Annotated in this window: 25 protein-coding genes; 14 read left to right on the top strand and 11 right to left on the bottom strand. The window is 68.1% G+C overall.

Annotated elements, in window-relative coordinates; translation table 11 throughout:
• Positions 1-4: 4 nt before the first annotated feature.
• Positions 5-970, top strand: coding sequence for a homoserine kinase (thrB, locus tag MKK49_RS17800; protein ID WP_244030917.1), 966 nt, complete (start codon positions 5-7; stop codon positions 968-970).
• A 15-nt stretch (positions 971-985) separates the two neighbouring features.
• On the opposite strand, the gene MKK49_RS17805 is transcribed toward thrB, so the two are convergent.
• The gene (locus MKK49_RS17805; RefSeq protein WP_313899184.1) at positions 986-1,423 is read right to left on the bottom strand and encodes a DUF4440 domain-containing protein; all 438 of its coding nucleotides are present in this window, start codon (positions 1,421-1,423) and stop codon (positions 986-988) included.
• Positions 1,424-1,661: 238 nt separating this feature from the next.
• Positions 1,662-2,144, bottom strand: a complete 483-nt coding sequence (locus MKK49_RS17810; RefSeq protein ID WP_244030919.1) for a peroxiredoxin — start codon at positions 2,142-2,144, stop codon at positions 1,662-1,664.
• Between the two features lie 168 nt (positions 2,145-2,312).
• Here MKK49_RS17810 and MKK49_RS17815 point away from each other — a divergent pair, with 168 nt between their 5' ends.
• The gene (locus MKK49_RS17815; protein WP_244030920.1) at positions 2,313-2,921 is read left to right on the top strand and encodes a YqgE/AlgH family protein; all 609 of its coding nucleotides are present in this window, start codon (positions 2,313-2,315) and stop codon (positions 2,919-2,921) included.
• A gap of 14 nt (positions 2,922-2,935) precedes the next feature.
• Here the strand turns inward: MKK49_RS17815 and MKK49_RS17820 are convergent, their stop codons facing one another.
• A complete protein-coding gene (locus MKK49_RS17820) occupies positions 2,936-3,943 on the bottom strand; it encodes a hypothetical protein (protein WP_244030922.1) in 1,008 nt (335 codons plus the stop codon).
• Between the two features lie 388 nt (positions 3,944-4,331).
• Here MKK49_RS17820 and dnaK point away from each other — a divergent pair, with 388 nt between their 5' ends.
• The 4 genes from dnaK (at position 4,332) to MKK49_RS17840 (ending at position 8,754) form a co-directional block, all read left to right on the top strand.
• The gene (dnaK, locus tag MKK49_RS17825) at positions 4,332-6,245 is read left to right on the top strand and encodes a molecular chaperone DnaK (RefSeq protein ID WP_244030925.1); all 1,914 of its coding nucleotides are present in this window, start codon (positions 4,332-4,334) and stop codon (positions 6,243-6,245) included.
• Positions 6,246-6,357: 112 nt separating this feature from the next.
• Entirely contained in the window at positions 6,358-7,524 is a 1,167-nt protein-coding gene (dnaJ, locus tag MKK49_RS17830; protein ID WP_244030927.1) for a molecular chaperone DnaJ, read from the top strand.
• 171 nt (positions 7,525-7,695) lie between these two features.
• Positions 7,696-8,331, top strand: a complete 636-nt coding sequence (locus MKK49_RS17835; protein ID WP_244030929.1) for a class I SAM-dependent methyltransferase — start codon at positions 7,696-7,698, stop codon at positions 8,329-8,331.
• Between the two features lie 102 nt (positions 8,332-8,433).
• Positions 8,434-8,754, top strand: coding sequence for a hypothetical protein (locus MKK49_RS17840; RefSeq protein ID WP_244030931.1), 321 nt, complete (start codon positions 8,434-8,436; stop codon positions 8,752-8,754).
• On the opposite strand, the gene deoA is transcribed toward MKK49_RS17840, so the two are convergent.
• The 4 genes from deoA to MKK49_RS17860 are packed head-to-tail and all read right to left on the bottom strand — an operon-like array spanning position 8,742 to position 12,016.
• On the bottom strand, positions 8,742-10,067 hold the full coding sequence (deoA, locus tag MKK49_RS17845) for a thymidine phosphorylase (protein WP_244030932.1): 1,326 nt from the start codon (positions 10,065-10,067) through the stop codon (positions 8,742-8,744). The genes MKK49_RS17840 and deoA overlap by 13 nt on opposite strands.
• Positions 10,064-10,792 (bottom strand): deoxyribose-phosphate aldolase, encoded by a 729-nt coding sequence (gene deoC / locus MKK49_RS17850; RefSeq protein WP_244030933.1) that lies wholly within the window; start codon positions 10,790-10,792, stop codon positions 10,064-10,066. The genes deoA and deoC overlap by 4 nt, the downstream gene beginning before the upstream one ends.
• Positions 10,789-11,616, bottom strand: a complete 828-nt coding sequence (locus MKK49_RS17855; protein ID WP_244030942.1) for a purine-nucleoside phosphorylase — start codon at positions 11,614-11,616, stop codon at positions 10,789-10,791. The genes deoC and MKK49_RS17855 overlap by 4 nt, the downstream gene beginning before the upstream one ends.
• Positions 11,609-12,016, bottom strand: a complete 408-nt coding sequence (locus tag MKK49_RS17860; RefSeq protein WP_244030944.1) for a cytidine deaminase — start codon at positions 12,014-12,016, stop codon at positions 11,609-11,611. The genes MKK49_RS17855 and MKK49_RS17860 overlap by 8 nt, the downstream gene beginning before the upstream one ends.
• Positions 12,017-12,223: 207 nt before the next feature.
• Here MKK49_RS17860 and MKK49_RS17865 point away from each other — a divergent pair, with 207 nt between their 5' ends.
• Positions 12,224-12,445, top strand: a complete 222-nt coding sequence (locus MKK49_RS17865; RefSeq protein ID WP_244030945.1) for a DUF2093 domain-containing protein — start codon at positions 12,224-12,226, stop codon at positions 12,443-12,445.
• A gap of 95 nt (positions 12,446-12,540) precedes the next feature.
• Here MKK49_RS17865 and MKK49_RS17870 read toward each other — a convergent pair whose 3' ends face one another.
• A complete protein-coding gene (locus MKK49_RS17870) occupies positions 12,541-12,867 on the bottom strand; it encodes an MmcQ/YjbR family DNA-binding protein (protein WP_244030947.1) in 327 nt (108 codons plus the stop codon).
• A gap of 219 nt (positions 12,868-13,086) precedes the next feature.
• On the opposite strand from MKK49_RS17870, the gene MKK49_RS17875 reads away from it, so the two are divergent.
• The 4 genes from MKK49_RS17875 (at position 13,087) to MKK49_RS17890 (ending at position 16,416) form a co-directional block, all read left to right on the top strand.
• Positions 13,087-13,959 carry an outer membrane protein gene (locus tag MKK49_RS17875; RefSeq protein ID WP_244030949.1) on the top strand — a complete coding sequence of 291 codons (873 nt, stop codon included), beginning with the start codon at positions 13,087-13,089 and terminating at the stop codon, positions 13,957-13,959.
• Between the two features lie 212 nt (positions 13,960-14,171).
• Positions 14,172-15,038, top strand: coding sequence for an outer membrane protein (locus tag MKK49_RS17880; RefSeq protein ID WP_409565094.1), 867 nt, complete (start codon positions 14,172-14,174; stop codon positions 15,036-15,038).
• Between the two features lie 105 nt (positions 15,039-15,143).
• Positions 15,144-16,052: an outer membrane protein gene (locus tag MKK49_RS17885; RefSeq protein ID WP_244030953.1), complete on the top strand. Its 909-nt coding sequence runs from the start codon at positions 15,144-15,146 to the stop codon at positions 16,050-16,052.
• 142 nt (positions 16,053-16,194) lie between these two features.
• Positions 16,195-16,416, top strand: a complete 222-nt coding sequence (locus tag MKK49_RS17890) for a hypothetical protein (RefSeq protein ID WP_244030955.1) — start codon at positions 16,195-16,197, stop codon at positions 16,414-16,416.
• A gap of 6 nt (positions 16,417-16,422) precedes the next feature.
• Here MKK49_RS17890 and MKK49_RS17895 read toward each other — a convergent pair whose 3' ends face one another.
• Entirely contained in the window at positions 16,423-16,971 is a 549-nt protein-coding gene (locus MKK49_RS17895) for an HNH endonuclease (protein WP_244030956.1), read from the bottom strand.
• Positions 16,972-17,591: 620 nt separating this feature from the next.
• Here MKK49_RS17895 and MKK49_RS17900 point away from each other — a divergent pair.
• Together MKK49_RS17900 and MKK49_RS17905 are read left to right on the top strand one after the other, a co-directional pair.
• Positions 17,592-20,216: a DUF3772 domain-containing protein gene (locus tag MKK49_RS17900; protein ID WP_244030957.1), complete on the top strand. Its 2,625-nt coding sequence runs from the start codon at positions 17,592-17,594 to the stop codon at positions 20,214-20,216.
• A gap of 83 nt (positions 20,217-20,299) precedes the next feature.
• Positions 20,300-20,785, top strand: a complete 486-nt coding sequence (locus tag MKK49_RS17905; protein ID WP_409565102.1) for a CAP domain-containing protein — start codon at positions 20,300-20,302, stop codon at positions 20,783-20,785.
• A gap of 9 nt (positions 20,786-20,794) precedes the next feature.
• On the opposite strand, the gene MKK49_RS17910 is transcribed toward MKK49_RS17905, so the two are convergent.
• Positions 20,795-21,625 (bottom strand): flagellar motor protein MotB, encoded by an 831-nt coding sequence (locus tag MKK49_RS17910; RefSeq protein ID WP_244030959.1) that lies wholly within the window; start codon positions 21,623-21,625, stop codon positions 20,795-20,797.
• 12 nt (positions 21,626-21,637) lie between these two features.
• Complete coding sequence (locus tag MKK49_RS17915) at positions 21,638-22,411, bottom strand: motility protein A (protein ID WP_244030964.1); 774 nt, start codon at positions 22,409-22,411, stop codon at positions 21,638-21,640.
• A 281-nt stretch (positions 22,412-22,692) separates the two neighbouring features.
• Here MKK49_RS17915 and MKK49_RS17920 point away from each other — a divergent pair, with 281 nt between their 5' ends.
• Positions 22,693-24,468 (top strand): glucan ABC transporter ATP-binding protein/ permease, encoded by a 1,776-nt coding sequence (locus MKK49_RS17920; protein ID WP_244030967.1) that lies wholly within the window; start codon positions 22,693-22,695, stop codon positions 24,466-24,468.
• Positions 24,469-24,488 lie beyond the last annotated feature (20 nt).

The raw sequence follows: 24,488 nt of genomic DNA on the forward strand, positions 1-24,488 counted from the left end.
GCCCGTGGCCGTCTACACCGAGGTCTCCGACGAGGCGCTGACCCTCTTCCTCACCGCCTATGAGATCGGCACGCTGCTCTCCTACAAGGGCATCGCGGAGGGCGTGGAGAACACCAACTTCTTCGTGCACACCACGGCCGGCTCCTACATCCTCACCCTCTACGAGAAGCGGGTTCGGGCGGGCGACCTGCCGTTCTTCCTCAACCTCATGGAGCATCTCGCGGCGCGGGGACTCGCCTGTCCGCAGCCGATCCGAAACCGGCACGGCGTGGCACTCGGCGAACTCTGCGGCCGCCCCGCGGTGATCGTGAGCTTCCTGGAGGGCGTCTCGGTGAAGCGTCCGAACCCGGACCATTGCCGGGCGCTCGGCGGGGCGCTCGCCGGCCTGCACGCCGCCGGCGGCGATTTCCCCATGCGACGCGACAACAACCTCTCGGTGGACGCCTGGGAACCGCTGTTCCGGGCTGCGGAACCCCAGGCCGATCGCGTCTCGCCGGGCCTCGCCGACCGGGTCCGCGGGGATCTCGCCGTGCTTCAGGCCGATTGGCCGCGCGGCCTGCCCTCGGGCGTGATCCATGCGGATCTCTTCACCGACAACGTGTTCTTCATCGGCGACGACCTTTCGGGCCTCATCGATTTCTACTTCGCCTGCACGGACGCCTTCGCCTACGATCTCGCCATCTGTCTCAACGCCTGGTGCTTCGAAGCGGACGGCACATTCCACCGCGACCGGGGCGCGGCCCTCATCGCGGGCTACGAATCCGTCCGACCCCTCGATACGGAAGAGGTCGCGGCCCTGCCGATCCTGTGCCGGGGGGCGGCCCTGCGCTTCATGCTCACACGCTTGGTCGATTGGCTGAACGTGCCGCCGGGCGCCCTGGTCCAGCCCAAGGACCCCCTGGAATACGATCGCAGGCTTGCCTTCCACCGCGCGGCGACGCGGGCGGAGAATTACGGGCGCGGCGCCTGATCGGGCGCGGGCGCGTCAGTTCCAGGTGTGCAGCACCGTCCGCCACCCGTCGCCCTGGCGCTCCAGGACGTTGACCCAGTTTCCGCTGAACACCTTGCGGGCGCCGCCCTCTCCCGGTCCGCTCGCCTCCCAGCGGCCGCTGGCGAGGAGGAGGTCGCCCTTCGCCTTCGCCGACTGGACCGTGACCTTGTGGTCAGCGAACCCCTTGGACTTCAGACCGGCGAAGTAGGCCTGGATGTTCGGGCCGCCGGAGAGCGGCGCCCCCTTGGTGACGACCTCGGCGTCGGTGCCGTAGAGCGCCGTCAGCGCGTCCATGTCCCCGGTGTTGAAGCTCTGGTCCCAGCGGTCGGCGGCCGCCTGGGCCGTGACTTTCGGATCATCGGCAAAGGCCGGCGCCGACATCGCGAGCCCGGCCATGAGGACGAAGGCACAGGTGTGGGAACGGAAGGGCATGGCGTTCTCCCCGTCGAAAGCTCGGCTGATTCCCGAAACGACAGTGTCCGCCTAAAATCCGTATGTTGAAAGCTTGATGAGAGTCGCCGCATATCTTTCGACCGATCCGGCCACTGCTTCGGCGAACCAGGCCCGGGCGACGGCGAAGATCTCGAATCCGGGGGGGCCATGAAAAAGCCCATGAAAAAGCCCGGGGGAACGCCCCGGGCTCGTCACGTCTCGGCGGGCAGGGGCCGGATCAGATGACCTTCAGCAGCGCCTCGACGCCTGAGATCTCGGTCTTGGCCGGCGAGTCCTCGATGTTGAGCACCCGCACGACACCGTCCTCCACCAGCATGGCGTAGCGCTTCGAGCGCGGGCCGAGGCCGAAGCCGGTGCCGTCCATGTCGAGGCCGAGCGCCTTGGCGAATTCGGCGTTGCCGTCGGCCAGGAATTCGAGCCCCTCGGCGGCACTGGCCTTCTGCCAGGCGTCGAGGACGAACACGTCGTTGACGGAGGTGATCGCCACGGCGTCGATGCCGCGCGCCTTGATCTCGGCCTGCTTCTCGACGAAGCCCGGCAGATGGTTGCGATGGCAGCTCGGGGTGAAGGCGCCCGGCACGCCGACGAGGACGACGCGGCGTCCCTTGAACACGTCGTCCGTGGTCCGGGCCTCGGGGCCGTCCTTGCCGCTGACGCGGAACGTGACCTGGGGGAGGTGGTCGCCAACCTGGATCGTCATGCGTGATCTCCTGAGGGCGTCTGGCCCGCGCGTGGAAGCCGTCTATCGCGTGGGGTCAAGCCTGTCGAGGCGAGGACGCGGGCCGTACACGCTCCCGTGAAAGCGATGCCGCGCTCCGCCGACGTTTAGGTTATTGGACAAGGCCGGCGAGGGGCGTAGCATGCCGTCATGCAGACCTCACGAACCCGGACGGCCGATCCCGCCTATCTCGACGGACAGTTCCTCGTCGCCATGCCGGGCCTGACGGATGCACGGTTCTCGCGCTCGGTGATCTACCTGTGCGCCCATTCCGCCGATGGGGCCATGGGCATCATCCTCAACAAGGCGATCCAGAACCTCGACATGCCGGATCTCCTGATCCAGCTCGAGATCGCCAAGGAGGCCGACGCCATCCGGCTGCGCGAGCGGGTCGGGCACATGCCCGTGCTCATGGGCGGGCCCGTGGACGCCAAGCGCGGCTTCGTGCTGCACACGGACGATTTCCACATCGATCATTCGACCCTGATCATCGACGACGGGATCTGCCTCACCGCCACCGTCGATATCCTTCGCGCCATCGCCAACGGTGAAGGACCGGCCAGCGCCGTCCTGGCATTGGGCTATGCCGGCTGGCAGGCCGGCCAACTCGAGAACGAGATCCTGGCCAACGGCTGGCTCACCTGTCCGGCCGATCCGGAGTTGATCTTCAACACGGCCCTGGATTCCAAGTACGAACGGACCCTGCGCGGCATCGGTATCGATCCCGCCATGCTGTCGGTCAGCGCGGGCCACGCCTGACCACGTCGAGAATCCTAGTCCGGAAAGCCCGTCGCCCCGCCGGCATCCGGGTTCATCCCATCGACGGACGGCTGCGGCTTGCGGCGCGGGCGCGGGGTCGCCGACGCCGTCGGCGTAACGGCGGCGGTGTTGACGCCGAGGCGCGTGGCGAGCGCCAGGGCGCGGCCTTCGGTGAAGCGCAGGTTGCAGAAGCCGTGAGCACCTTCCCGGGCATAGGTCCGGCACAGCTGCTCGCGGTCGGACGAGAACGCCGCCTGCTCGGTGACGATGGGGCGCACATCCTGGCTGCGCGCCCGCTGGGTCATGAGCTTGTAGTTCTCGCGCACCGCCCGGTCGGCCGTACCGCGCGCAGTGTCGAATTCGGCCGAACGGGGGATCAGGGCCGCGGCGGCCGGTCCCCACAGGCCCACCGGTGAGGCCGCGCAATCGGCCGTCGCCACGGTGCAGACCCGGCTCGATGTCAGCGACGTCACCAGGACGCCGCCCTCCACGACCTCGAACCGCAGGGGACACTCGCCGCCCGCGGCCTCGAAGCGGGGCAGGCCCTCGGGACGGCCCTCGGCGGCGAGGGCCACGGGCGTGCCGCCATTCCACGGAACGGTGCAGCTCTCGCTCGGTTGGGAGACCTTCGTACCGGGCAGGATGACGCGCGCCGTGAGGCCGGCGCCCGCCTTCTCAAGCTTCAGGCTTCCGTTGAGGCCGTTGTGCATCAGTTCCTGGCCGATGACGTTGTCCTCCGCCGGCGCCTTGAGCACGACGGGCTGCTTCGGCACCGCCGGGGCCCGGGGCACCTCGGCCGCGGGCGCTTCGCCCGGGACGCCCGGCGCGCCGGGGGGCGGTGCCACGGGCGTCCCCGGCTGCACGCCACCCGGAACACCGCGCGGCGGCACGGGCGGCTTGGCGGCACGCCCGATTCCGAACAGCTCCTCGAAGAAGTTCTGCGCACGGGCCGGATGCGGCATGGCCACGGTCGGGACGGCGAACGCGAGCGGTACGAGGAGAACGCGGAGCAACGGAGGCATCGAGACTTTCCGGCCGGAGGAGCTTGGAAAACACGCGGCCCGTTGTCAGCCTACCATGCGGGTCGTGGCTTGAACGTGGCGCCGAAACCACAAGATTGCGGTCACGCGTGGCCGAGACCCGTGCATGTGACAGGGATCGGCAAGTCGGGAGAAGGGGATAACGCGGCCTTGGCCGATACGCTCCGGTTGGCTAACCCGTTCGCCTTGCGGCCTCGCATCCCCCTTCTTATATCCGGCGGGACGCGGGATTAAGACCCGAACCTGAGCGTTTTCGACGTCCGGTCCGGTCCCGACCCTGCTCGCCAATCTCAGTTTTTCCACCGCCATGGGCCGAGCTGCTTCGGGGCTCGGCGGTCTGCTTGACCAAGCACAACAGAGGGATCCCACCATGGGTAAAGTTATCGGTATCGACCTCGGCACCACCAATTCCTGTGTCGCCGTGATGGAGGGCTCGCAGCCCAAGGTCATCGAGAATGCGGAGGGTGCGCGCACCACGCCGTCCATCGTCGCCTTCCTCGACGACGGCGAGCGCCTCGTCGGCCAGCCGGCCAAGCGCCAGGCGGTCACCAATCCGGAACACACGTTCTTCGCGATCAAGCGCCTCGTCGGCCGCACCTACGACGATCCGATGACGCAGAAGGACAAGGGCCTCGTGCCCTACAAGATCGTGCGCGGCGACAACGGTGACGCCTGGGTCGAGGCCGACGGCAAGAAGTATTCGCCCTCGCAGATCTCGGCCTTCACCCTTCAGAAGATGAAGGAGACGGCCGAGGCGCATCTCGGCCAGCCGGTGACGCAGGCCGTCATCACGGTGCCCGCCTACTTCAACGACGCCCAGCGTCAGGCCACCAAGGACGCCGGCAAGATCGCCGGCCTCGAGGTGCTGCGCATCATCAACGAGCCCACCGCCGCGGCGCTGGCCTACGGCCTCGACAAGAAGAAGGCCGGCACGATCGCGGTCTACGATCTCGGCGGCGGCACCTTCGACGTCTCGATCCTCGAGATCGGCGACGGCGTGTTCGAGGTGAAGTCCACCAACGGCGACACCTTCCTCGGCGGCGAGGACTTCGACAACCGCGTGGTCGAGTACCTCGCGGCGGAGTTCAAGCGCGAGCAGGGCATCGATCTGACCAAGGACAAGCTCGCGCTCCAGCGCCTGAAGGAAGCGGCCGAGAAGGCGAAGATCGAGCTGTCGTCCGCGACGCAGACCGAGATCAACCTGCCCTACATCACGGCCGATGCCTCGGGTCCGAAGCACCTCGCGCTCAAGCTCAGCCGGGCCAAGTTCGAGAGCCTCGTGGACGATCTCGTCCAGCGCACCATCGAGCCCTGCCGCAAGGCGCTCAAGGATGCGGGCGTCTCGGCCTCCGAGATCGACGAGGTCGTGCTCGTCGGCGGCATGATCCGCATGCCGAAGATCCAGGAAGTGGTGAAGTCCTTCTTCGGCAAGGAGCCCCACAAGGGCGTCAACCCGGATGAGGTCGTGGCCATCGGCGCGGCGGTTCAGGCCGGCGTGCTCCAGGGCGACGTCAAGGACGTACTGCTCCTCGACGTGACCCCGCTGTCGCTCGGCATCGAGACGCTGGGCGGTGTGTTCACCCGCCTCATCGACCGCAACACCACCATCCCGACGAAGAAGTCCCAGACCTTCTCGACGGCCGAGGACAACCAGAACGCGGTCACCATCCGGGTCTTCCAGGGTGAGCGCGAAATGGCGGCCGACAACAAGATGCTCGGTCAGTTCGATCTCATGGGCATCCCGCCGGCTCCGCGCGGCATGCCGCAGATCGAGGTGACCTTCGACATCGACGCCAACGGCATCGTCAACGTGACGGCCAAGGACAAGGCGACGAACAAGGAGCATCAGATCCGCATCCAGGCCTCGGGCGGCCTTTCGGATGCGGACATCGACCGGATGGTGAAGGACGCCGAGGCCAACGCCGAGGCCGACAAGAAGCGTCGCGAGCTCGTCGAGGTGAAGAACCAGGGCGAGAGCCTCGTCCACGCCACCGAGAAGTCGGTGAAGGAGTACGGCGACAAGGTCTCGGCCGACGACAAGGGCGCCATCGAGACCAGCATCACCGCTCTGCGCACCGCGCTCGAGGGCGACGACGTCGAGACGATCAAGGCCCGCACCACCGATGTGATGCAGGCCTCGATGAAGCTCGGCGAGGCCATGTACGCGGCCAACCAGGGTGGCGAGGCCGGGACAGAGGCGCCGGCCGGCGAGGCCAAGAAGGACGACGTCATCGACGCCGACTTCCAGGAAGTCGATGACAAGGACCAGAAGAAGCGGGCATAACGCCCCTTGAGAAACGAGGGGCCGGAGTAATCCGGCCCCTCGCCATGTCTGGTCAGATGACGGTGCGGTCCTCAGTGGATGCCGGCGCGCCGAGCGACTTTTGAGGGCGGGTATGTCGAAGCGGGACTATTACGAAATTCTTGGCGTCGCCAAGACCGCGACCGACGGCGAGATGAAAATCGCCTTCCGCAAGCTCGCCATGAGCTACCATCCCGACCGCAATCCCGGGAATGCCGAGGCCGAGGTCAAGTTCAAGGAAGTTAACGAGGCCTACCAGACCCTGACCGACGGCCAGAAGCGCGCGGCCTACGACCGCTTCGGCCACGCCGCCTTTCAGCAGGGCGGCGGGGGCGGCCCCGGATTCGGCAACGAGTTCGGCGACTTCATGTCGGACATCTTCGACAATTTCTTCGGTGACGGCCGCGCGGCGCCGGGCGGCGCACGGGCCGGCGGCGGCACCCGCGGCGGCGCGACCCGCGAGCGCGGGGCGGATCTGCGCTACAACCTCGAAATCTCCCTCGAGGAAGCCTTCGCCGGCAAGGCGGAGACCATCAAGATGGCCACCGCCGTGACCTGCGAGGTCTGCTCGGGTTTGGGTGCGAAGGCCGGCTCGAAACCGCGTCCGTGCCAGACCTGCGGCGGCTACGGCAGGGTGCGTGCAGCGCAGGGGTTCTTCGCCATCGAGCGGACCTGCCCGAACTGTCATGGGCGCGGCGAAGTCATCGACGACCCGTGCGGCAACTGTTCGGGCGCGGGCCGCGTCACCCGCGAGCGAACCCTTTCCATCAACGTTCCGGCGGGCGTCGACGACGGACTGCGAATCCGTCTCGCCGGCGAGGGCGAGACGGGCCTGCGCGGTGGCCCGGCCGGCGACCTCTACGTCTTCCTCTCGATCAAGCCGCACGAATTCTTCCAGCGCGACGGCGCCGACCTGTTCTGCCGGGTGCCGATCAACATGGTGACGGCGGCGCTCTCCGGTGAGATCACCGTTCCGGTCATCGACGGCTCGCAGACCCAGGTGCGGATCCCGGCCGGCACCCAGACGGCCAAGCAGTTCCGCATCAAGGGCAAGGGCATGCCGGTCCTGCGTGCCCGCGATGTCGGCGACCTCTACATCCAGGTCTTCGTCGAGACGCCGCAGAATCTGACGAAGCGCCAGCGCGAGCTGCTGCACGAGTTCGGCCAGTCGGCCTCCGACGAGAACCACCCCGAGAGTGCCGGCTTTTTCTCCAAGGTCCGGGAGTTCTTCGACGGTCTCGGGGGCACCGCCCGACAGTGAGCGCGATTTGGGATCGAACCGCGCTGGCCCCGGTTATGATTGTGGCTGGGCGGCATCGCCCGGTTAAACGCGCAGCCGGGCCACAGGCGAAGCGCCGATGTCAGCTTGACTGCACACGGCCTTCGGCGTCTAGCCTTTCCTTCCCATATCGTGATCTGAGGGCATAGGGTCTTGCCGCCGCTCCGCCGTCCCAGCACCAAGCTCCAAGCCGCGACCGGCGCCCTGCGTGCGCGGCGCGATCCCCTGGAGGACGAGGCCCGCTTCCTGCGCTCCTGGTTCGAGCGCCCCCTCGTGACCGGTTCGGTGACGCCGTCGGGCAAGATGCTCGCGCGTACCATGGCCTCCTACGTCGATCCGCGCATGGCTGGCCCGGTCATCGAGCTCGGCCCCGGTACCGGCCCGGTGACCGAGGCCCTGATCAGGCGTGGGATCGAGCAGGAGCGCCTGATCCTCGTCGAGTACAATTCGGATTTCTGCCGGCTGCTCCGGACGCGCTTTCCCCGGGCCAACGTGGTGCAGGGCGACGCCTACGACATTGCCGCCACCCTCGGCGCCCTCGTGCAGGAGAAGGCCGCTGCAACGGTGTCGAGTCTTCCGCTGTTCACCAAGCCCCTGGAGCAGCGCCTGGGCCTGCTCAACGCCGTGCACGCAATGATGCATCCCGGCGCGCCCTTCGTGCAGTTCACCTACGCGGTGGTGCCGCCGATCCCGGAGCGCTGCGACGCCGGCACCTACACGGCGAGCCGCTCCAACCGCGTCTGGCTCAATCTCCCCCCGGCGCGCGTCTGGGCCTATCGCCGACCCTGACACGCGGCTGAACGACCCGAGCGGGCGTCGTTCACGCCCTCTCGTCTAGGTTTCCCTGACTGGGTCGAGGTGTCCTCGGCCCGTTGAGACCGGGAGACCATCATGGCTTTTCGTCACCCCACGTTGCGTCGACGCAGCCGCCGCTTCGCCGCCGGTCTCGCCCTCGCGATCGGTCTCAATGCGGCGGGCGCCCAGGCGATGCCGTTCCCGGATTTCGCTCCGCAATCCAGTGTCGTCCCCGTGCATGATCACGATGGCTACGGCGATCGCGGCTACGGACACGGCCATCATTACCGTCGCGGACCCGATCGCGGTTGGGATGGCGGCCACCGCGGCTGGGACTACGATCGGGGCCATGGCCGGCGCGGTTGGGGCCATCACCACCACCACCACGGCCGAGATCGCGGATATTATCCGTACTGAGATCCAGTGATCCGGTCGCGCAATGGTGCGTTCGCCGCTCCCGGGGCCGGGCCGATCCGATAGGCGGCCCGTACGGCCGCCTCGGCGCGGTCCGCCGTCGCCGCATCGTGGGCGTGGATCACGGCGAGCGGCCGGTCGGGACCGACCGCTTCGCCGGCGCGCGCGAGACCGGTGAACCCTACGGCTGGGTCGATTTCGTCCTGCGGTCGCGTTCGGCCGCCGCCGAGACCTATGACGGCGAGACCGATGTCGCGGGTCGCCACGTGGGTGATGTAACCGGGCTCGGACAGTTCGATCGTCCGGATCACCGGCGCGGCGGCCAAGTGGGCTTGCGGGCGCTCGGCGAGGTCGGCCGGCCCCCCGAGCGCCGCGACCATGCGCGAAAAGCTTTCCAGGGCGCGTCCCGAATCCAGGGCCTGTTCCAAGCGCGCGCGGGCAGAGGGCAAATCCTCCGTGAGACCGCCGAGGACCAGCATCTCGGCGCCGAGTTCCACGGTGATGGCGTGGAATGCCGGCTCGCGTCCGCGCCCGGTGAGGTAGTCGAGGATGTAGGCCACCTCCAGGGCATTGCCGGCGACGGAGGCGAGGGGCGAATCCATGTCGGTGACCAGGGCCACGGTCTTCAGGCCGGCGCCGCCGGCGACGCCGACGATGGCCGCGCCCAGTCCGAGGGCTTCGTCGAGCCCCGCCATGAAGGCGCCCGAGCCGACCTTCACGTCCATCACCAGGCCGTCGAGGCCGGCGGCGAGCTTCTTCGACAAGATGGACGCCGTGATGAGATCGAGGGATTCCACCGTGCCGGTGACGTCCCGGATGGCGTAGAGGCGGGCATCCGCCGGCGCCAGTTCGGCCGTCTGTCCGATGATGGCGCAGCCGACTTGCGCGGTGACGCGGCGGAAGCGATCCAGATCCGGACGTGCGTCGTAGCCGGGAATGGCGGCGAGCTTGTCCAGCGTTCCGCCCGTATGCCCGAGACCGCGGCCCGAAATCATCGGCACGTAGCCGCCGCAGGCCGCCACCATCGGCGCCAGGGCGAGGCTGACGGCGTCGCCGACGCCGCCGGTGGAGTGCTTGTCGAGGACGGGGCCGGGCAGGTCCCAGCTCAGCACCGTGCCCGATCGGGTCATCGCACGCGTGAGGGCGACGCGCTCGTCCAGGGACAATCCGCGGAAGAACACCGCCATGGCGAAGGCCGCCGCCTGTCCCTCCGTGACGCGGCCATCCGTAAGGCCCGCGATGAAATCGGAGATCCGGGACAAATCGAGTTCCTGGCCGTCGCGCTTGGCCCGGATGACTTCCTGCGGCAGCATCATGCGGCGGGCTCCAGGGCGGCGAGGAGGGCGGCGTGCAGGCTGCTCGCGCCGATCCGGAAGGTCTTCGGGGTGGCCCAGTCGGGCCCCATGATCCGGTCGGCCAGGGCGAGGTAGAGGGCGGCGTCCGCCACCGTCCTGATCCCGCCCGAGATCTTGAGGCCGTGCGTCCCGCCGGCGTCACGGATCGCGTCGAGCATGATCTCGACCGCCTCCGGCGTCGCCGAGACGGCTGTCTTGCCCGTCGAAGTCTTGATCATGTCGGCGCCCGCCGCGAGGGCCAAGCGGCTCGCCTGCGCGATGAGGGGCGGGGACTGGAGTATGCCCGTCTCCAGGATGACCTTGAGGCATGCCGTGCCACAGGCCTCGCGCACTTCCGCGACCATGGCGTGCGCCGGCTCCACGCGTCCTTCGCGAAGCGCGTCATAGGGCAGGACGAGGTCGATCTCGTCGGCGCCATCGCGTAGGGCGTCGCGCGTTTCCCGAACGGCTTCTTCGGCATCGTTCCCCCCGGCCGGGAAGTTGACCACCGTGGCGACCCTCACGCCCGATCCGGCGAGGAGGCCGGTCGATTGCGCAACGAACCGAGGCCAGACGCAGACGGCGGCGACTCCGCTGGCGCGGGCGGTCAGGCAGAGGGCCTCGATAGCGGCCCCGGTGCCCGTGTCGCTCAGATCGGTGAGGTCGAGGAGAGGCAGGGCACGCTGGGCCGTCGGGGAATCGGTCATGCACGCGGCTCCGGCAGAAGGGTGACGAAAGCCTCGGCGAGGCGGGCGAGATCGGTGGCGGCGCGGGCCGCCACCGCCTTGGTCTCGCTGTGATGAGGGTCGCCGCCGCCGATCCCGGCGGCGAGGTTGGTGACGACGGACACGGCCGCGACGGGCAGGCCGAGAAAGCGGGCCAGGATGGTTTCCGGCACCGTCGACATGCCGACGAGATCGGCGCCGAGGCGGCCGGCCATGCCGATTTCGGCCGGCGTCTCGAAGCTCGGGCCGGAGAACCAGGCGTAGACGCCCTCGTGAAGGACCACACCGCAAGCGCGCGCCGCCACGTGGAGGAGACTTCGCAGATCGGCATCGTAGGCACCGACCATCGGCACGAAACGTCCGTCGCCCGCCTCGCCGACGAGGGGGTTGAAGCCCGACAGATTGATGTGGTCGGTCAGCGCCACGAGGCTGCCCGGACCGGCCTCGGGGCGAAGCGACCCGGCGGCGTTGGTCAGCAGGAGGGCGTGGGCGCCGAGGGCCTCGGCAATGCTGAGTGGAACCCGCATCGCGGCGGCGTCCCCGGTCTCGTAGGCATGGGCGCGGCCCTCGAACACCAGCACGCGGCGCCCCCCGAGGCCGCCGGCATGGAGTGTCCCGCCATGACCGCTGACGCGCGGCGCCGGAAAGCCGGGAATCTCGCGGTAAGGCACCGAACACGCGTCCGTCAGGCGCTCCACCAGGGCGCCGAGGCCGGTGCCCGTGACGATGGCGCAGGCGAACGGACCGCCGAGCCCCCTGGCTCGCAGGTGATCGACGATCGCCGCGATCCTCGGGTCGTCAGGCATCGGTCAGGTTCTCCGGTCCGAACGAATTCGGGAGGAGCGCGCCGAGGGTAAAGCGGGCGCGAACTCCGTCGCCATCGGCCACGTGGATCATCGTTTCGGGCGCCGCGAATTCGCGGATGCGCTGTCGGCAGGCGCCGCAGGGCGTGACGAGGCCGGGTCCGGGACCGATCACCAGCATCTCGCGGATCGCCCGCCCGCCCTCCGCGATCATGGCAGCGATGGCGCCGGCCTCGGCGCAGGTGCCGACGGGATAGGCCGCATTCTCGACGTTGCAGCCGGCATGGACCCGGCCGTCCGCATCGCGCAGGGCGGCGCCGACGGCAAAGCGTGAATAGGGTGCGTAAGCCCGTGTGCGGGCGGTCCGCGCGGCGTCGAACAGGCTCTGGAGATCAGGGTCCATGCGCGATCATTGGCACCGATGGCGGAGCCCTGTCGAGGGATCATCGATAGCGCGCCTCCCGCCTCCGGGAGCATCGTCCCGGAGATCGCATCCGGGACGATGTCCTCGGTCTTCGGGATGACATCGGCTTTGTCGGAAAGCCGGTATCCACCTTTCGGGCCGATGCGCTAAGACGCGAAGGATGATGGGGCCGAAGGGGCTGGGACGATGCTGGGACGGTTTGAGCGGAGCGCCTCGGGCGAGGCGACGGTGGAGTACGGCGACGGCACCATGCGGGTGGTGAAGCCGGGCCGTTTCGTGCGCTGCGCCGTGACGGGCGCCCCCATCGAACTCGATGCCCTGCGCTACTGGAGCGCCGTGTACCAGGAGGCCTATGCCACGCCGGAGGCGGTGATGCAGCGCCTGCGCGAACGTGCCGTCGAGGTCTGAACTTCACCGCGGCTTCGTGGAAAACAACTCGCCCGCCGCACGCCGGGATGGATTTGCGGGGTAGAGGGCCTCCACGAGCCGGCGACGGGGGGCCGTCATCCCCCGTCCAAGGCGGCCGGTGCCACGGTCCGCCACGCTGCGAGCAGCGCCTCACGCAGCACCGTTTCGTCCACGTCCCACAAGTCGAGGTTGGTCCAGCCGCGCCGACCCCATGCGCCCGGAACCGGGGCGAACAGATCCGGTGCGTCCGCTACGACCCGTGCCTGATCGGCCGGCGTGAGCTTCAGCACGACCCGTTCCTCTTCCACCCACAGGGTGGCGAAGATTCGGCCGCAGAGGCGAAAGTCGGGATGTCCCTGATGCGCCGCCTCGACGACTTCAGGAAGTAAGAGAGCGAGGGCTCGAACATCGTCGGGGCGCATCGTCCAACATCTCTACGTGCACTCGGACGGATGCACGGGGGGGGACCGGCCGGCCGCGTCGTTCGGGGCATCGGCTCCGCTTCGACTTGTATCGAAACGACATGGCAAGGATAACTTTTAACGTTAAGCCTGATTTAACCCACTCGGGCGATGGTGTGATCGTCATCCGAGCCGGCGCCTCTCGCTCCCGGCAAACGGTCGAGTGAAGGACTGAATCCCATGCGCCGCTCCAAGCTGAATGCCTTGGTGCGCTCGTTCACGCTCCTTGCGAGCGTGGGAGCGCCCTGCCTCGGATACGCCGCCGATCTGCTTCCCCCCCTGCCGCCCGAGCCGCTGCCCCCGCCCATCGAGATCGGCGGCGGCTGGTACCTGCGCGGCGATGTCGGTGTGGGTTCCGCGAGCTACGACAAGGTCGTCACCACCGTTCCGGGCAAGTCCCTGCCGCCGGCCTACGAGATCCACCAGAAGAGCATGGGCGACCAGTTCTTCGCGGGCGGCGGCGTCGGCTACCAGTTCAACGGCTTCCTTCGCGGTGACATCACCGGTGAGTACCGGGGGGGTAGCCGCTTCTCCTTCCTCGAGAAGTTCGACCTGCCCTACGGCAACGGCGTTCCGGCCAAGGGCCTGGACTTCGATCAGGGCCACCTCTCGACGGTGGTCGCCATGGCCAACGGCTACGTCGACCTCGGCACCTGGTACGGCGTGACGCCCTTCCTCGGCGCGGGCGTCGGCTCGGCCTTCCATACGGTCAGCGGCTTCAACGATACCGGTGCCGGCTCGGCCGCCGGCGGCTTCGGCATCGCCGCCACCAAGCGCACCACCAATCTCGCCTGGGCCGCCATGGCCGGCCTCGGCTACAGCGTCACGCCGAACCTCAAGCTCGAAATCGGCTACCGCTACATGAACCTCGGCCATGTCGGCACCGGCCCGGTGACCTGCTTCAACGACCCGGGCTGCGGCGGCGCTTCGTACAGACTCAAGGAGATCACCTCCCACGACGTCCGCATCGGCATGCGCTGGATGCTCGGCGGTATCGTCGCCGCGCCGGTGATCGCCGACTATCAGCCCGCGCCGATCATCCGCAAGTATTGAGCTCAATCACAGCAACAAAGCGGCGCGAACCCTCGGGTTCGCGCCGCTTTCGTTTCCCGAATAGCGATATCGATCATCTTATTTCCTAATTCCTATCAAGCTTAACTCGATCATAAGCTTACTGGCGGATACTCTTCGACTATGGAGCATGCACGACGGGCACTTGGGTGTCACGACGACCCGCTCCAAGCATAGGGGGTTCCGGAGGCGACATGACGAGACATAGCTGCCGCGCGCGTTCGGCCCGCACCCTGGCCGTCGCGGCCATGAGCCTGACCGCCCTTCCCACACTCGCCCCCGCCTGGGCCGCCGACCTGCTGCCTCCCCCGCCCGCGCCGGTGCCCGTGGAAATCGGCAGCGGCTGGTACCTGCGCGCCGATTTCACCGAAAGCTTCTTTCTGCGCCCCACGGATGCGACGCTGCCCGATCCCAATGATCCGGGCATGCCGCCCCTCGTCCGGCGGACCCTCGGCCATGAGCCGGCCTACGGCGGCGGTGTCGGTTACCGCATCAACACCTGGCTGCGGGTGGACGCCACCGTCGACCAGCGCCTCGCCGCGGATTACAGCGCCTACTCGTCGCGGAGCAACTTCGCCACGGGCTACAATGTCGAGGCCGGCCGCCTCGGCGTGCTCACGGGCCTCGTCAACGTCTATGCCGATCTCGGCACCTGGTGGGGCCTGACGCCGTACATCGGCGGCGGCCTCGGCTTCGCCCAGAAGGAGTTTCGACGGGGCTACACCCAGACGACCTGCCTCGTCGACGCCTGCGACGGGGGGGCCGGCACGGGTGCCCGCCCCGGCGTGATACGCCCCAACCGCTCCGTCACCAGCCTCGCCTGGTCCCTCACGGGGGGCGTCTCCTACGCCCTCGGGGCCGGCTTCAGTCTGGATGCGAGTTATCGCTACATCGATCTCGGCCGCGCCAAGTCGGGCCTCGACACCTACGGCTTCGGCAGCCGCCTGAAGGATCTGGCCGCCAACGAGGTCCGCGTCGGGCTGCGCTACGCCTTCACGGACGGGTTCGCGGGTGCGCACGGCATGCCCACGGTATGGAGCAGCGGGAACCCCTACGAATAGGGCCCCGACCCATCTGGAGCAACGGACTATTAAGGTTACTCAAGTACACATCTGTCAACGGGCTCAGTAAAGACCAGTCGGGCTGGCGCCTTGAGGACGACATCGATGCGGACCCTGACCCTCGCGCTCCTGACGACCCTGACGCTCGGTGCCGTCACCGGCGCACACGCGGCGGACCTCGACTACGGTGTCCTGCGCGGCCCCGACTACGAGCCGGAGGCGCCGCTGATCGACTGGAACGGCATCTACTTCGGCGGGCATGGCGGCTATACGTCGGCAGCTATGGGATTCGCCAACAGCTTCCAGCCCCTGGTTGCCAATGCCCTGCGGGCAACGACCGCCGAGACCGTTCTCGGGGCATCGACTCTGCTCTCACCGCAGGCTGTGCGTGTCGGAGGAGCGAGCTACGGCGCGTTCGCCGGCTTCAACTACCAGTTCGACGAGACCGTCGTCGGCGTCGAAGTCGATTACACCCGTTTCGAGCGCGGTGGGACAACGACGGACGCCATCGGACGCTTCAAGACGACCGGAGACGGGTTCTTGGAAACCGTCTCCCTGAGCGGCTTGGCATCGACGCGGATTGAGGATTACGGCACCATCCGCGCACGCGGCGGCTGGGCTTTCGGCAACCTGCTCCCGTTCGTGACCGGAGGTCTCGCAATCGGTCGCGCGCAGGTTGTCGATCGCGTCTCGATCAATGATTACGGCTACGACCAAGCCACCTACAAGGCGAATGTCGCCCTCACCACGGGCCAGCCGGCTTACGTGAACAATTTCGGTTACGCGTCCTTCAACCAGACTAATCCAGCCAACAGCCGGGTTGCCGCGCCGACAATCGTTGGGCGAACCACGACGAAAGTCGTCGGGGGCGTGACCCTCGGCGCCGGCATCGAATACGCTCTCACGCAGAACATCCTTCTACGCGGCGAGTACCAATATGTTCTGTTCAACGATTTCGACGGACACAAGGTGAATCTCAACACCGTGCGCGGTGGCGCGGCCGTGAAGTTCTGATCGGTCTCGCCCCCGCGACCCCCCGTCCAACGCCCGAGGCGACGGGGCGCGAGCGGGATCCCTACGGCTGTGCGCGCTCCCGTCGGGGTCGAGGATGCGTGATGCGGCCGCACGACCTCCATCGCAGACGGAACGCCAGAGCATGATCCGACGCCTTCTCATCGCCGGCCTGTCCTTCGGCGGTTTGTTCGCCGCCGGCTTCGCGGCCCAAGCGGGGGGCGATCCGCGCCACCGCCCGCTGCCGCCACCGGAGGTCGCCTACCGCGACCCCCGCTACCTGCCGCCGCCCCCGCCTGTGCCCGTCGCGCGGGTGCCGCGCTCCTTGAACCTGCCGCTCTACAACGAGCCGCCGCGGCGGTTCTGAGTCTGATCAGCTCTCCAGTTCGGAATCCCAGTAGAGGTAATCCACCCAGGTGTGGTGGTACTGCCGGTGGTCGAATTCCGGCTGGCGGCGGTGCAGCTCATGCCGGGTCGGGCGGTGCGGCTCGTGCAGCAGCGGCATCTCGGCCTCGGCCGGCGTACGGTTGGCCTTGCGCAGGTTGCATGGCGAGCAGGCCGCGACCACGTTCTCCCAGCTCGACAGGCCGCCGCGCGAGCGCGGCACGACGTGGTCGAAGGTCAGGCCGCCGGATGGCAGGCGCAGGCCGCAATATTGGCACGAGAACGTATCGCGCAGATAGATGTTGTAGCGGGTGAACGCCGGGCTGCGCGCCAGGGTCACGTAGCTCTTGAGGGCGACGACGCTCGGCACCTTCAGGGACCGGCTCGGGCTGCGCGCCTCGACATCGTAGTTCGCCACCAGGGTGACGCGATCGAGGAACAGGGCGGTGAAGGCGTCCTTCCAGGACCACAGCGAGAGCGGATTGTACGACAGCGGCCGGTAATCGGCGTTCAGCACGAGCGTTTGGAGATCCAGCATGGCGCACCCCTCTCGGCGGGTCGACACGGGGACAACGCGCGGGAATCGCCCGGCGCGCTGCCCCTGTCGGATGAAAGACCAGAATTTTTCTTGGGTTGGGCCGGTGCGTCTGACCGGCGGGCTCGCGCAAGGAGAGCCGCAAGGGGAGCCGTCTGAGCGGCCCGTGCGCGGTGCGACTGAGGAACGGCTTCTGCCAAAAGCGGTCGCATCGGGCGAAAACGCCCGGCTGGTGGTAACGTCCCTCGACGCGGACGACCGTCACCACCCCCTCGCACTGATACGAAAAGGCATAGTCCATCGCGGCTTAGTCTAATATCAGCGTGACACGCTTGTGAAGGTCGCACCGCACGCGCGCGACGCCATGCCCACAGGGAGGCTAGGCCCACGGGAATCGGCCCGCAGGGAAAGACGGGGCAGCCCCGCCCGGATCGCGCCGGCTCGTCAGCCTTTCGCCCCATTGCTCGGCGATTGCGGCGGCTCCCGACGGCCCCGGCCTCGTTCGTGCGATCCCGTTGCCGCTGGCGCGCGAACGCGCCACGTGAGGGGGCCTCGAACTTTCCAAGGACGGCATCTTGCAGGACACCAACGCCCGAACCGCGCACCTTCAATCAAACCGGGGGATGCGTCGCATCCTCGGCAAGGTGGGAGGCGGCAGGCGTCTTGCCCGGGCGGTGACGGCGGGCTGGCTCGGCCTTGCCGTCCTCGCCCCCGGCACGGCCTCCGCCCAGGGCGCACCGGCGGCACAACCGGTCCCCGCAGGTCAGACGGCGCCGGCAGCCCAACCCGCGGCTCCCCCCGCCCAACCGGCGGCCCCCGCAAAGCCCCCGGCGCCGAAGCCCGTGGTGTCGGAAGAGATCAAGACCGTCCGCGATACCCTCGACAAGGCCAAGGACGACCTCGAACACCGCGAAAAGATCGTGACCGGCCAGAATGTCGGCAGCGGCGACCTCACCCGGGCCCGCGACGGCGTCGATGCCATCGCCGACCGCATCCGCCACGTCATCGAGATCACCACCCCACGCCTGGAGGCGGCCCGCGAGCGCCTGACCCAACTCGGGCCCAAGCCCAAGGAAGGAGCGGAAGGCGAGGATGTCGCCCGCGAGCGCACCGAGCGCGAGCAGGCGGTCGCCGAGATCGACGAGACCCAGAGGTTGGCCAAATCCCTTCTGGTCCAGAGCGACCAGATCGTCGATCAGGTGACCAACAAGCGCCGCGCCGACTTCACCCGCGGCCTGTTCGAGCGCTCCACCGCCCTGGTCACGCCGGACCTGTGGATGCGGATCGCCGCCGACATCCCGCGCGATCTGCGCGCGCTTCAGAATGCCGTCTCGGACACCGCCGACCTGTTCGCGCGCAACGGCACCCTCGGCAACCTTCTCTTCCTCGGCATCGCCTTCGGCATCTCCATCGCCCTGTATTTCGGGCGCCGCAACATCGCCCCGCGCCTGGGACGCCGCGACGCCAAGGCCGTCGATCCGTCCCAGCGCAAGAAGCTTCTGGCCGCCTGGCGCGTCTTTCTGCTCGGCACCGTGCCGGCGGTGGTGGGGAGCTATGCGGTCTACTACGCCCTGGACGTCACCAACCTCCTGCCCATGCGCCTGCTGCCGGTGGCAGGGGCCATTCTCATCGGCCTCGCCTTCATCGCCTTCGTCGAGGCCCTGGCCGACGCCCTGCTGTCCCACGAGAAGCCGTCCTGGCGCACCACGACCATGACGGATGCCGCCGCCTCGCGGATCACCACCCTGGCGGTGAGCATCGCCGTGGTGATCACGGTGGTGAAATCCGTCGAGGCGCTGAACTCGGCGATCTCGGCGGCCCTGCCCATCTCCATCGCCACCCGGGGCATCGGGGCCATCGCCACGGCGCTCATCCTCGCCATCGGCCTGCACCGCTTCGCCGACACGGCGGAGAAGGAGGAAGCGTGCTTCGGTCCCTACGTGGCGCCCGAGGCCGCCACGGGCATCGGCGGTCCGGCCCGCCTCCTCGGCTGGGCCGCCGTGGTGGTCATCGGTGCGGCGGCGCTTTTCGGCTACGTCGCCTTTTCCACCTTCCTCATCGACCAGCTCGTCTGGACCGCGAGCCTGTTCGTGCTGCTGTTCCTGTTCATCGGCAGCGCCGACACCTTCATCGGCGGGACCCTGCGCGACGACACCAAGATCGCCACCGCCCTCCAGGCCAACACCGGCCTGCGCAAGCGCTCCCTGAACCAGATCGCCGTGCTCGCCACGGGCTTCGCCCGCGTCGTCCTCATCCTGGTCGCGGCCCTCCTGGCGCTCGCGCCATGGGGCCTCGATTCCACCGACGTGTTCACCTCCGTGCGCAGCGCGTTCTTCGGGTTCAAGGTCGGCGACGTCACCATCTCGCTCTCCACCATCGCGCTGGCCATCGGCCTACTCGTGCTCGGCATGGCCGTCACCCGGGCGATCCAGCGCTGGCTCGAGAACACCTACCTGCCGGCCACCGACCTCGACGCGGGCCTGCGCAACTCGATCTCGACCATCGCGGGCTATTGCGGTTTCCTGCTCACCCTGGCGCTGGCATTCTCGTATCTCGGCCTGAGTCTGGAGAAGCTGACCATCGTCGCCGGCGCGCTCTCGGTCGGTATCGGTTTCGGTCTCCAGTCCATCGTCAACAATTTCGTCTCGGGCCTGCTGCTCCTGTGGGAGCGCCCGATCCGCGTCGGCGATCAGGTGCTCATCGGCGACAGCGAGGGCATCGTGAAGCGCATCTCCGTGCGCTCCACCGAGATCCAGACCTTCGACCGCTCGGCCGTGATCGTGCCGAACTCGAACCTCATCTCCGGCATCGTCAAGAACCGGGTGAGGGGCGACCGCACCGGCCGGGTCGCCATCACCGTCAACGTCCTGCGCAACCAGGATCCCGTCCACGCCGCCGAACTGCTGGTGGCTTGTGCCAGCGCGCATCCCGACGTCCTGAAGGAGCCTGCCCCCCGTGTGGTGTTCCGTAAGATCGGCGACCCGTTCCTCGAATTCGAGCTCATCGCCATGATCGTCGATGTGAGTCTCGGACTGAAGGTGCAGAACGATTTGAACTTTGCCGTGTTCAAGTCCTTGTCCGGGGTCGGGATGATCCCGGCGATGGGTCCGGCCTCCAGCAACGTCGTCGTGCAGGGGCTGGAGCCGTTTCAGGAGGCCATGGGCCGGATCGCCAGCACGTTCGTGGAGTCGAAGGGCGACGCCGGGAACGGGGCGATCAGGTCGGGGGCGGCGTTGCCGAAGGGATGAGCCGGGTGGGTCAGGGATTCTTGGATCGGTGCGGGATCGGAACAGGCCTCTTCCCGCAGGGACGGGTCCTGCCTGGATCGGTGCTGTCTGGATTGATTCTGGCCGGAAGCCTGACGCTGGCGGGCTGCGCCACGCAGCAGCCCGTGGAGACCGCCACGGGCTTGCCCAGCCTGTACTGGCCGATGACCACCGCCTCGGCGCAGGTCGATGCCGCCACCGCCCGCGACATGATCTCGGCCTACCGCGCCCGCTCGGGCGGCGGCGCCCTCCGGCTCGATCCCGAGTTGCAGAAGCTCGCCGAGGCGGAAGCCGCCGCCATGGCAGCCGCCGACCGGCCGAGCCGGGCCCAGACCGTGCGCGTCGCCATGGAGCGCCTCGGCCACCCATCGGCCGGTGCCAACCTCTCGGCGGGCTACCATACCCTGGCCGAGGCGTTCTCGGGCTGGCGCGACAGCCCCGCCCACAACGCCGTGATGCTGGCGCCCGACGCCACGCGCATGGGCATCGCCACCGCCTACGCGCCGAACTCGAAATACCGGGTCTACTGGGCGCTGCTGATGTCGAAGTAGCGGAGCCCGTCAGGGAAACTTCATCTTTCGCGAGACGGTCGGCGCCTCCGACAGGAGCGTCACCGTCACCCGTCGGTTGGCGGCCAGATACGGGTTGTCGGGAAACAGCGGTTCGGTGTCGGCCTTGCCCGTCACCGAGGCGAAGCGGTCGTCGGGCACGCCGCCGCCGGCCAGGATCTCGCGAACCGAGATGGCGCGGTTGGCCGAGAGTTCCCAGGGCGGGGCGGCGGCGCGCGCGCCGGGGCGCTCCGAGGCGGTGAAGCCCGCGATGGCGATGCGGTTCGGCATCTTGCGCAAGGTGGGTGCCAGACGTTCGAGCAGGCGCCGGGTGCGGTCGTTGGGCCGGCTCGATCCGTCCGGGAACATCGAGGCCCCGTCCTGATCGACGATGGCGATGTCGAGGCCCTTCACCGTCGGGGTCACCATGATGTTCTTCGAGGCCTCGGCGATCTCCGGCATGTCCTGCAACGCTTGACGCAAGCTGGCGGCGGCCAGGCCGAACGCCTCCGGCAGACCGGTATCGGGCGCGCCATCCTCGGCCGTCCCCTCGATATCGGGCGGATTGGTGTGGTCGGTGGATTGCTCGGGCGGGATGTCGCGCTTGTGCTTGACGAAGTTCGCCGTCGGCAGGCCGTCCTTCTCGATGATGCCGGCGAAACGCGACTCCTTGTTGACGCCGAAAGCGTCGCGCATGGAGCCGGCCACCGCCTGCATCTTCTTCTGATCCTGGGTCGAGTAGGCGGCGATCATCACGAAGAAGCTCATGAGCAGCGCCATCAGGTCGGCGAAGGTCACGAACCAGCCGTGGCCGCCATGCGCGCCGCGCTTCTTCTTGGCCACGATGGTTCCTCCTCAGGCCGCCTCGGCCCCGACCTCGTCGCGGTGGTTGTGCGGCAGGTAGGCGATCAGCATCTCGCGCACGAGGGAGGAGCTCTTCGAATCGCGGATGAGCAGAATGCCGTCGATGATGAGGGAGCGCGATACGTCCTCTTCCTCGAGCTTGACGTGGAGCTTATCGGCCAGCGGCAGGGTGACCATGTTGGCGATGAGTGCGCCGTAGAGGGTGGCGAGCAACGCCGTCGCCATGGCGGGGCCGAGCTTCGACGGGTCCGACATGTTGGCGAACATGGTCACCATGCCGAGAATCGTGCCGATCATGCCCCAGGCCGGCGCGCAATCCCCGAAGGCGCGGTAGATCTTCGAGCCCTCGTCGAGATGCATGAGGAAATTGTCGCGGTCGCGCTCCATGGTGTCGCGGATGAAATCCCGGTCGTAGCCGTCGGCGATGTAGCGTGCGCCCTGCGCCAGGAACGGGTCCGAGATCTCCATGCTCTCCAGGGCCATCGGGCCGGACTTCCGCACCACGTCGGCGATCTTCGTGATCTCTTCGATGAGCTCGCGCGGCTTGATGGCGCGCATGGAGAAGGCGTAGCGCAGGCCCATGGGCAGGCCGTGCATCATGGTCGAGAACGGAAAGCGCATCATCGTGGCGGCGGTGGCCCCGCCGAAGATCACGATCACCGCGTGCTTGTCGAAATAGGCGGCGAAGTTGCCGCCATCGATCATGATCAGCACGAAGACGACGGCGAAGCCGCCGACGAGGCCGATCCCTGTTGCGAGGTCCATGATCACCGAGCCTTCAGCGGCCGCCGGATGCCGCAAAAGCGCCACAGGACGAGGCGCCGTCCCCACGTTGGCGGATTCAGCGTGAACGAACCGTAAAAGCCCTCGCGCACCGGGGCCGATCGTGTCATTCGCCGTTCAGGGAGCGAACGCCATAAGCGCGTCACGTCAAGGATTTGGCCTACCCCGCTGGGTGCGGGCGAGTGCCGAACCGGCGACGCGTCACGGCGCATCCACCCCCAAGCGGGGCCGCGCCAGGATTGGCACTCGGAGCGAACGGTATCATGTCGTTGATTCGTCTCTATGCTCGGGTCATGGGTCTGCTCGGGGCGGACAAGCGCCTCGCCGTGGTCCTGGCTACGGCCAACGTGGCGCTCGCCGTCGCGGCCTTCGCCGAGCCCCTGCTCATGGGCCGGATCATCGACCAGCTCACGCACCTGAACGCCAAGTCCAATGCCTTCGCGACACTGGCGCCGCTCATCGGCGCCTGGGTGGCCTTCGGCCTGTTCACCATCGCGGCGGGCGTCACCATCGCGCTTCACGCCGATCGGCTGGCCCACCGCAACCGCCTGTCGTCCATGGCGAACTACTTCGAGCACGTCCTCGAACTGCCGCTGGCGTTCCACTCCACGAACCATTCCGGCCGCGTCCTCAAGGCGATGCTGGAGGGCTCGAACGGCATGTTCTGGCTGTGGCTCGGCTTCTTTCGCGACCATTTCGTCGCCTTCGTCTCCCTCGCCGTGCTCCTGCCCATGACCCTGTTCGTGAACTGGCAGCTCGGCTCGATCCTCGTCGTACTGGTGCTGGCCTTCACCGTGCTCACCACCCTGGTCATGCGCCGCACCGAGACCCTGCAGGGCCGGGTCGAGGAGTACCAGTCGGGTCTGGCCGAACACGCCTCGGACGCGCTCGGAAACGTCGCCGTCATCCAGTCCTTCACCCGCGCCAAGGCGGAAAAGGAGGCGATGCACGACATCATCCGCAACCTGCTCGCCGCCCAGATCCCGGTCCTGTCGTGGTGGGCGCTCGCCAACGTCGCCACCCGCGCCTCGGCGACGCTCACCATGACGGCGATCTTCATCACCGGCATCGCCCTGCACCAGCACGGCCAGGCCACCGTCGGCGAGGTCGTCGCCTTCATGAGTCTGGCCACCATGCTGGTCTCGCGCCTCGACCAGGTCGCCACCTGCATCAACGGCCTGTTCCAGCAGATGCCCAAGATCGCCGAGTACTTCGAAATCCTCGACACCACCCCGGCGGTGCACGACCGCCCCGGTGCGGCCCAGGTCGCCCGCTTCGACGGCGCGGTCTCGTTCGATGGGGTCGGCTTCTCGTACAATTCCCGCCGCAAGGCCCTGGAGGACGTGTCCTTCACGGCGCAGGCCGGCGAGACCATCGCGCTGGTTGGGACCACGGGTTCCGGCAAGTCCACGACGCTGGGCCTCCTGCACCGCGCCTTCGACCCCGACCACGGCGCCATCCGCATCGACGGCACCGACATCCGCGACATCGGCCTGTCCTCGCTTCGCCACAACATCGGCGTGGTGTTCCAGGAGCCGATGCTGTTCGCCCGCTCCATCCGCGAAAACCTGCTCGTCGGCCGCCCGGACGCGACGGATGCCGAGATGATCGATGCCCTGGAGCGCGCCCAGGCCACGGAGTTCATGGCCCGGCAGGCCGACGGCCTCGACACGGTCATCGGCGAGCGCGGACGCTCGCTCTCCGGCGGCGAGCGCCAGCGCCTGTCCATCGCCCGGGCGCTGCTCAAGAATCCGCCGGTGCTGATCCTCGACGAGGCGACGTCTGCCCTCGACGCCACCACCGAACGCAAGCTCCAGGGCGCCCTGGAAGCCGTGATGGAGGGCCGCACGACCTTCGTCATCGCCCACCGCCTCGCGACGATCCGCAACGCGGACCGCATCCTCGTCTTCCACGAGGGCCGGATCGTCGAGTCGGGCAGCTTCGACAGCCTTGTCGCCCAGAACGGCCGCTTCGCGGATCTGGCCCGGGCGCAGTTCATGGCAGCCGAGGAGCCGGTGGAGCTGCAGCTCGCGGCGTGAGTCTTCGAACCCTCCCCCTC

The sequence above is a fragment of the Methylobacterium sp. J-090 genome, from assembly GCF_022829345.1.
In the GTDB taxonomy this organism is placed as follows: domain Bacteria; phylum Pseudomonadota; class Alphaproteobacteria; order Rhizobiales; family Beijerinckiaceae; genus Methylobacterium.

Bases quoted from the DNA above. Each gene is read 5' to 3' on its own strand.
- MKK49_RS17920 (WP_244030967.1), top strand. From the start codon at position 22,693: ATGTCGTTGATTCGTCTCTATGCTCGGGTCATGGGTCTGCTCGGGGCG.
- deoC (WP_244030933.1), bottom strand. From the start codon at position 10,792: ATGACCGATTCCCCGACGGCCCAGCGTGCCCTGCCTCTCCTCGACCTC.
- deoA (WP_244030932.1), bottom strand. From the start codon at position 10,067: ATGATGCTGCCGCAGGAAGTCATCCGGGCCAAGCGCGACGGCCAGGAA.
- MKK49_RS17860 (WP_244030944.1), bottom strand. From the start codon at position 12,016: ATGGACCCTGATCTCCAGAGCCTGTTCGACGCCGCGCGGACCGCCCGC.
- MKK49_RS17885 (WP_244030953.1), top strand. From the start codon at position 15,144: ATGCGGACCCTGACCCTCGCGCTCCTGACGACCCTGACGCTCGGTGCC.
- dnaJ (WP_244030927.1), top strand. From the start codon at position 6,358: ATGTCGAAGCGGGACTATTACGAAATTCTTGGCGTCGCCAAGACCGCG.
- dnaK (WP_244030925.1), top strand. From the start codon at position 4,332: ATGGGTAAAGTTATCGGTATCGACCTCGGCACCACCAATTCCTGTGTC.
- MKK49_RS17840 (WP_244030931.1), top strand. From the start codon at position 8,434: ATGGCTTTTCGTCACCCCACGTTGCGTCGACGCAGCCGCCGCTTCGCC.
- MKK49_RS17880 (WP_409565094.1), top strand. From the start codon at position 14,172: ATGACGAGACATAGCTGCCGCGCGCGTTCGGCCCGCACCCTGGCCGTC.
- MKK49_RS17895 (WP_244030956.1), bottom strand. From the start codon at position 16,971: ATGCTGGATCTCCAAACGCTCGTGCTGAACGCCGATTACCGGCCGCTG.
- MKK49_RS17820 (WP_244030922.1), bottom strand. From the start codon at position 3,943: ATGCCTCCGTTGCTCCGCGTTCTCCTCGTACCGCTCGCGTTCGCCGTC.
- MKK49_RS17875 (WP_244030949.1), top strand. From the start codon at position 13,087: ATGCGCCGCTCCAAGCTGAATGCCTTGGTGCGCTCGTTCACGCTCCTT.
- MKK49_RS17915 (WP_244030964.1), bottom strand. From the start codon at position 22,411: ATGGACCTCGCAACAGGGATCGGCCTCGTCGGCGGCTTCGCCGTCGTC.
- MKK49_RS17890 (WP_244030955.1), top strand. From the start codon at position 16,195: ATGATCCGACGCCTTCTCATCGCCGGCCTGTCCTTCGGCGGTTTGTTC.
- MKK49_RS17815 (WP_244030920.1), top strand. From the start codon at position 2,313: ATGCAGACCTCACGAACCCGGACGGCCGATCCCGCCTATCTCGACGGA.
- MKK49_RS17855 (WP_244030942.1), bottom strand. From the start codon at position 11,616: ATGCCTGACGACCCGAGGATCGCGGCGATCGTCGATCACCTGCGAGCC.
- MKK49_RS17805 (WP_313899184.1), bottom strand. From the start codon at position 1,423: ATGCCCTTCCGTTCCCACACCTGTGCCTTCGTCCTCATGGCCGGGCTC.
- MKK49_RS17900 (WP_244030957.1), top strand. From the start codon at position 17,592: ATGCGTCGCATCCTCGGCAAGGTGGGAGGCGGCAGGCGTCTTGCCCGG.
- MKK49_RS17865 (WP_244030945.1), top strand. From the start codon at position 12,224: ATGCTGGGACGGTTTGAGCGGAGCGCCTCGGGCGAGGCGACGGTGGAG.
- MKK49_RS17810 (WP_244030919.1), bottom strand. From the start codon at position 2,144: ATGACGATCCAGGTTGGCGACCACCTCCCCCAGGTCACGTTCCGCGTC.
- MKK49_RS17870 (WP_244030947.1), bottom strand. From the start codon at position 12,867: ATGCGCCCCGACGATGTTCGAGCCCTCGCTCTCTTACTTCCTGAAGTC.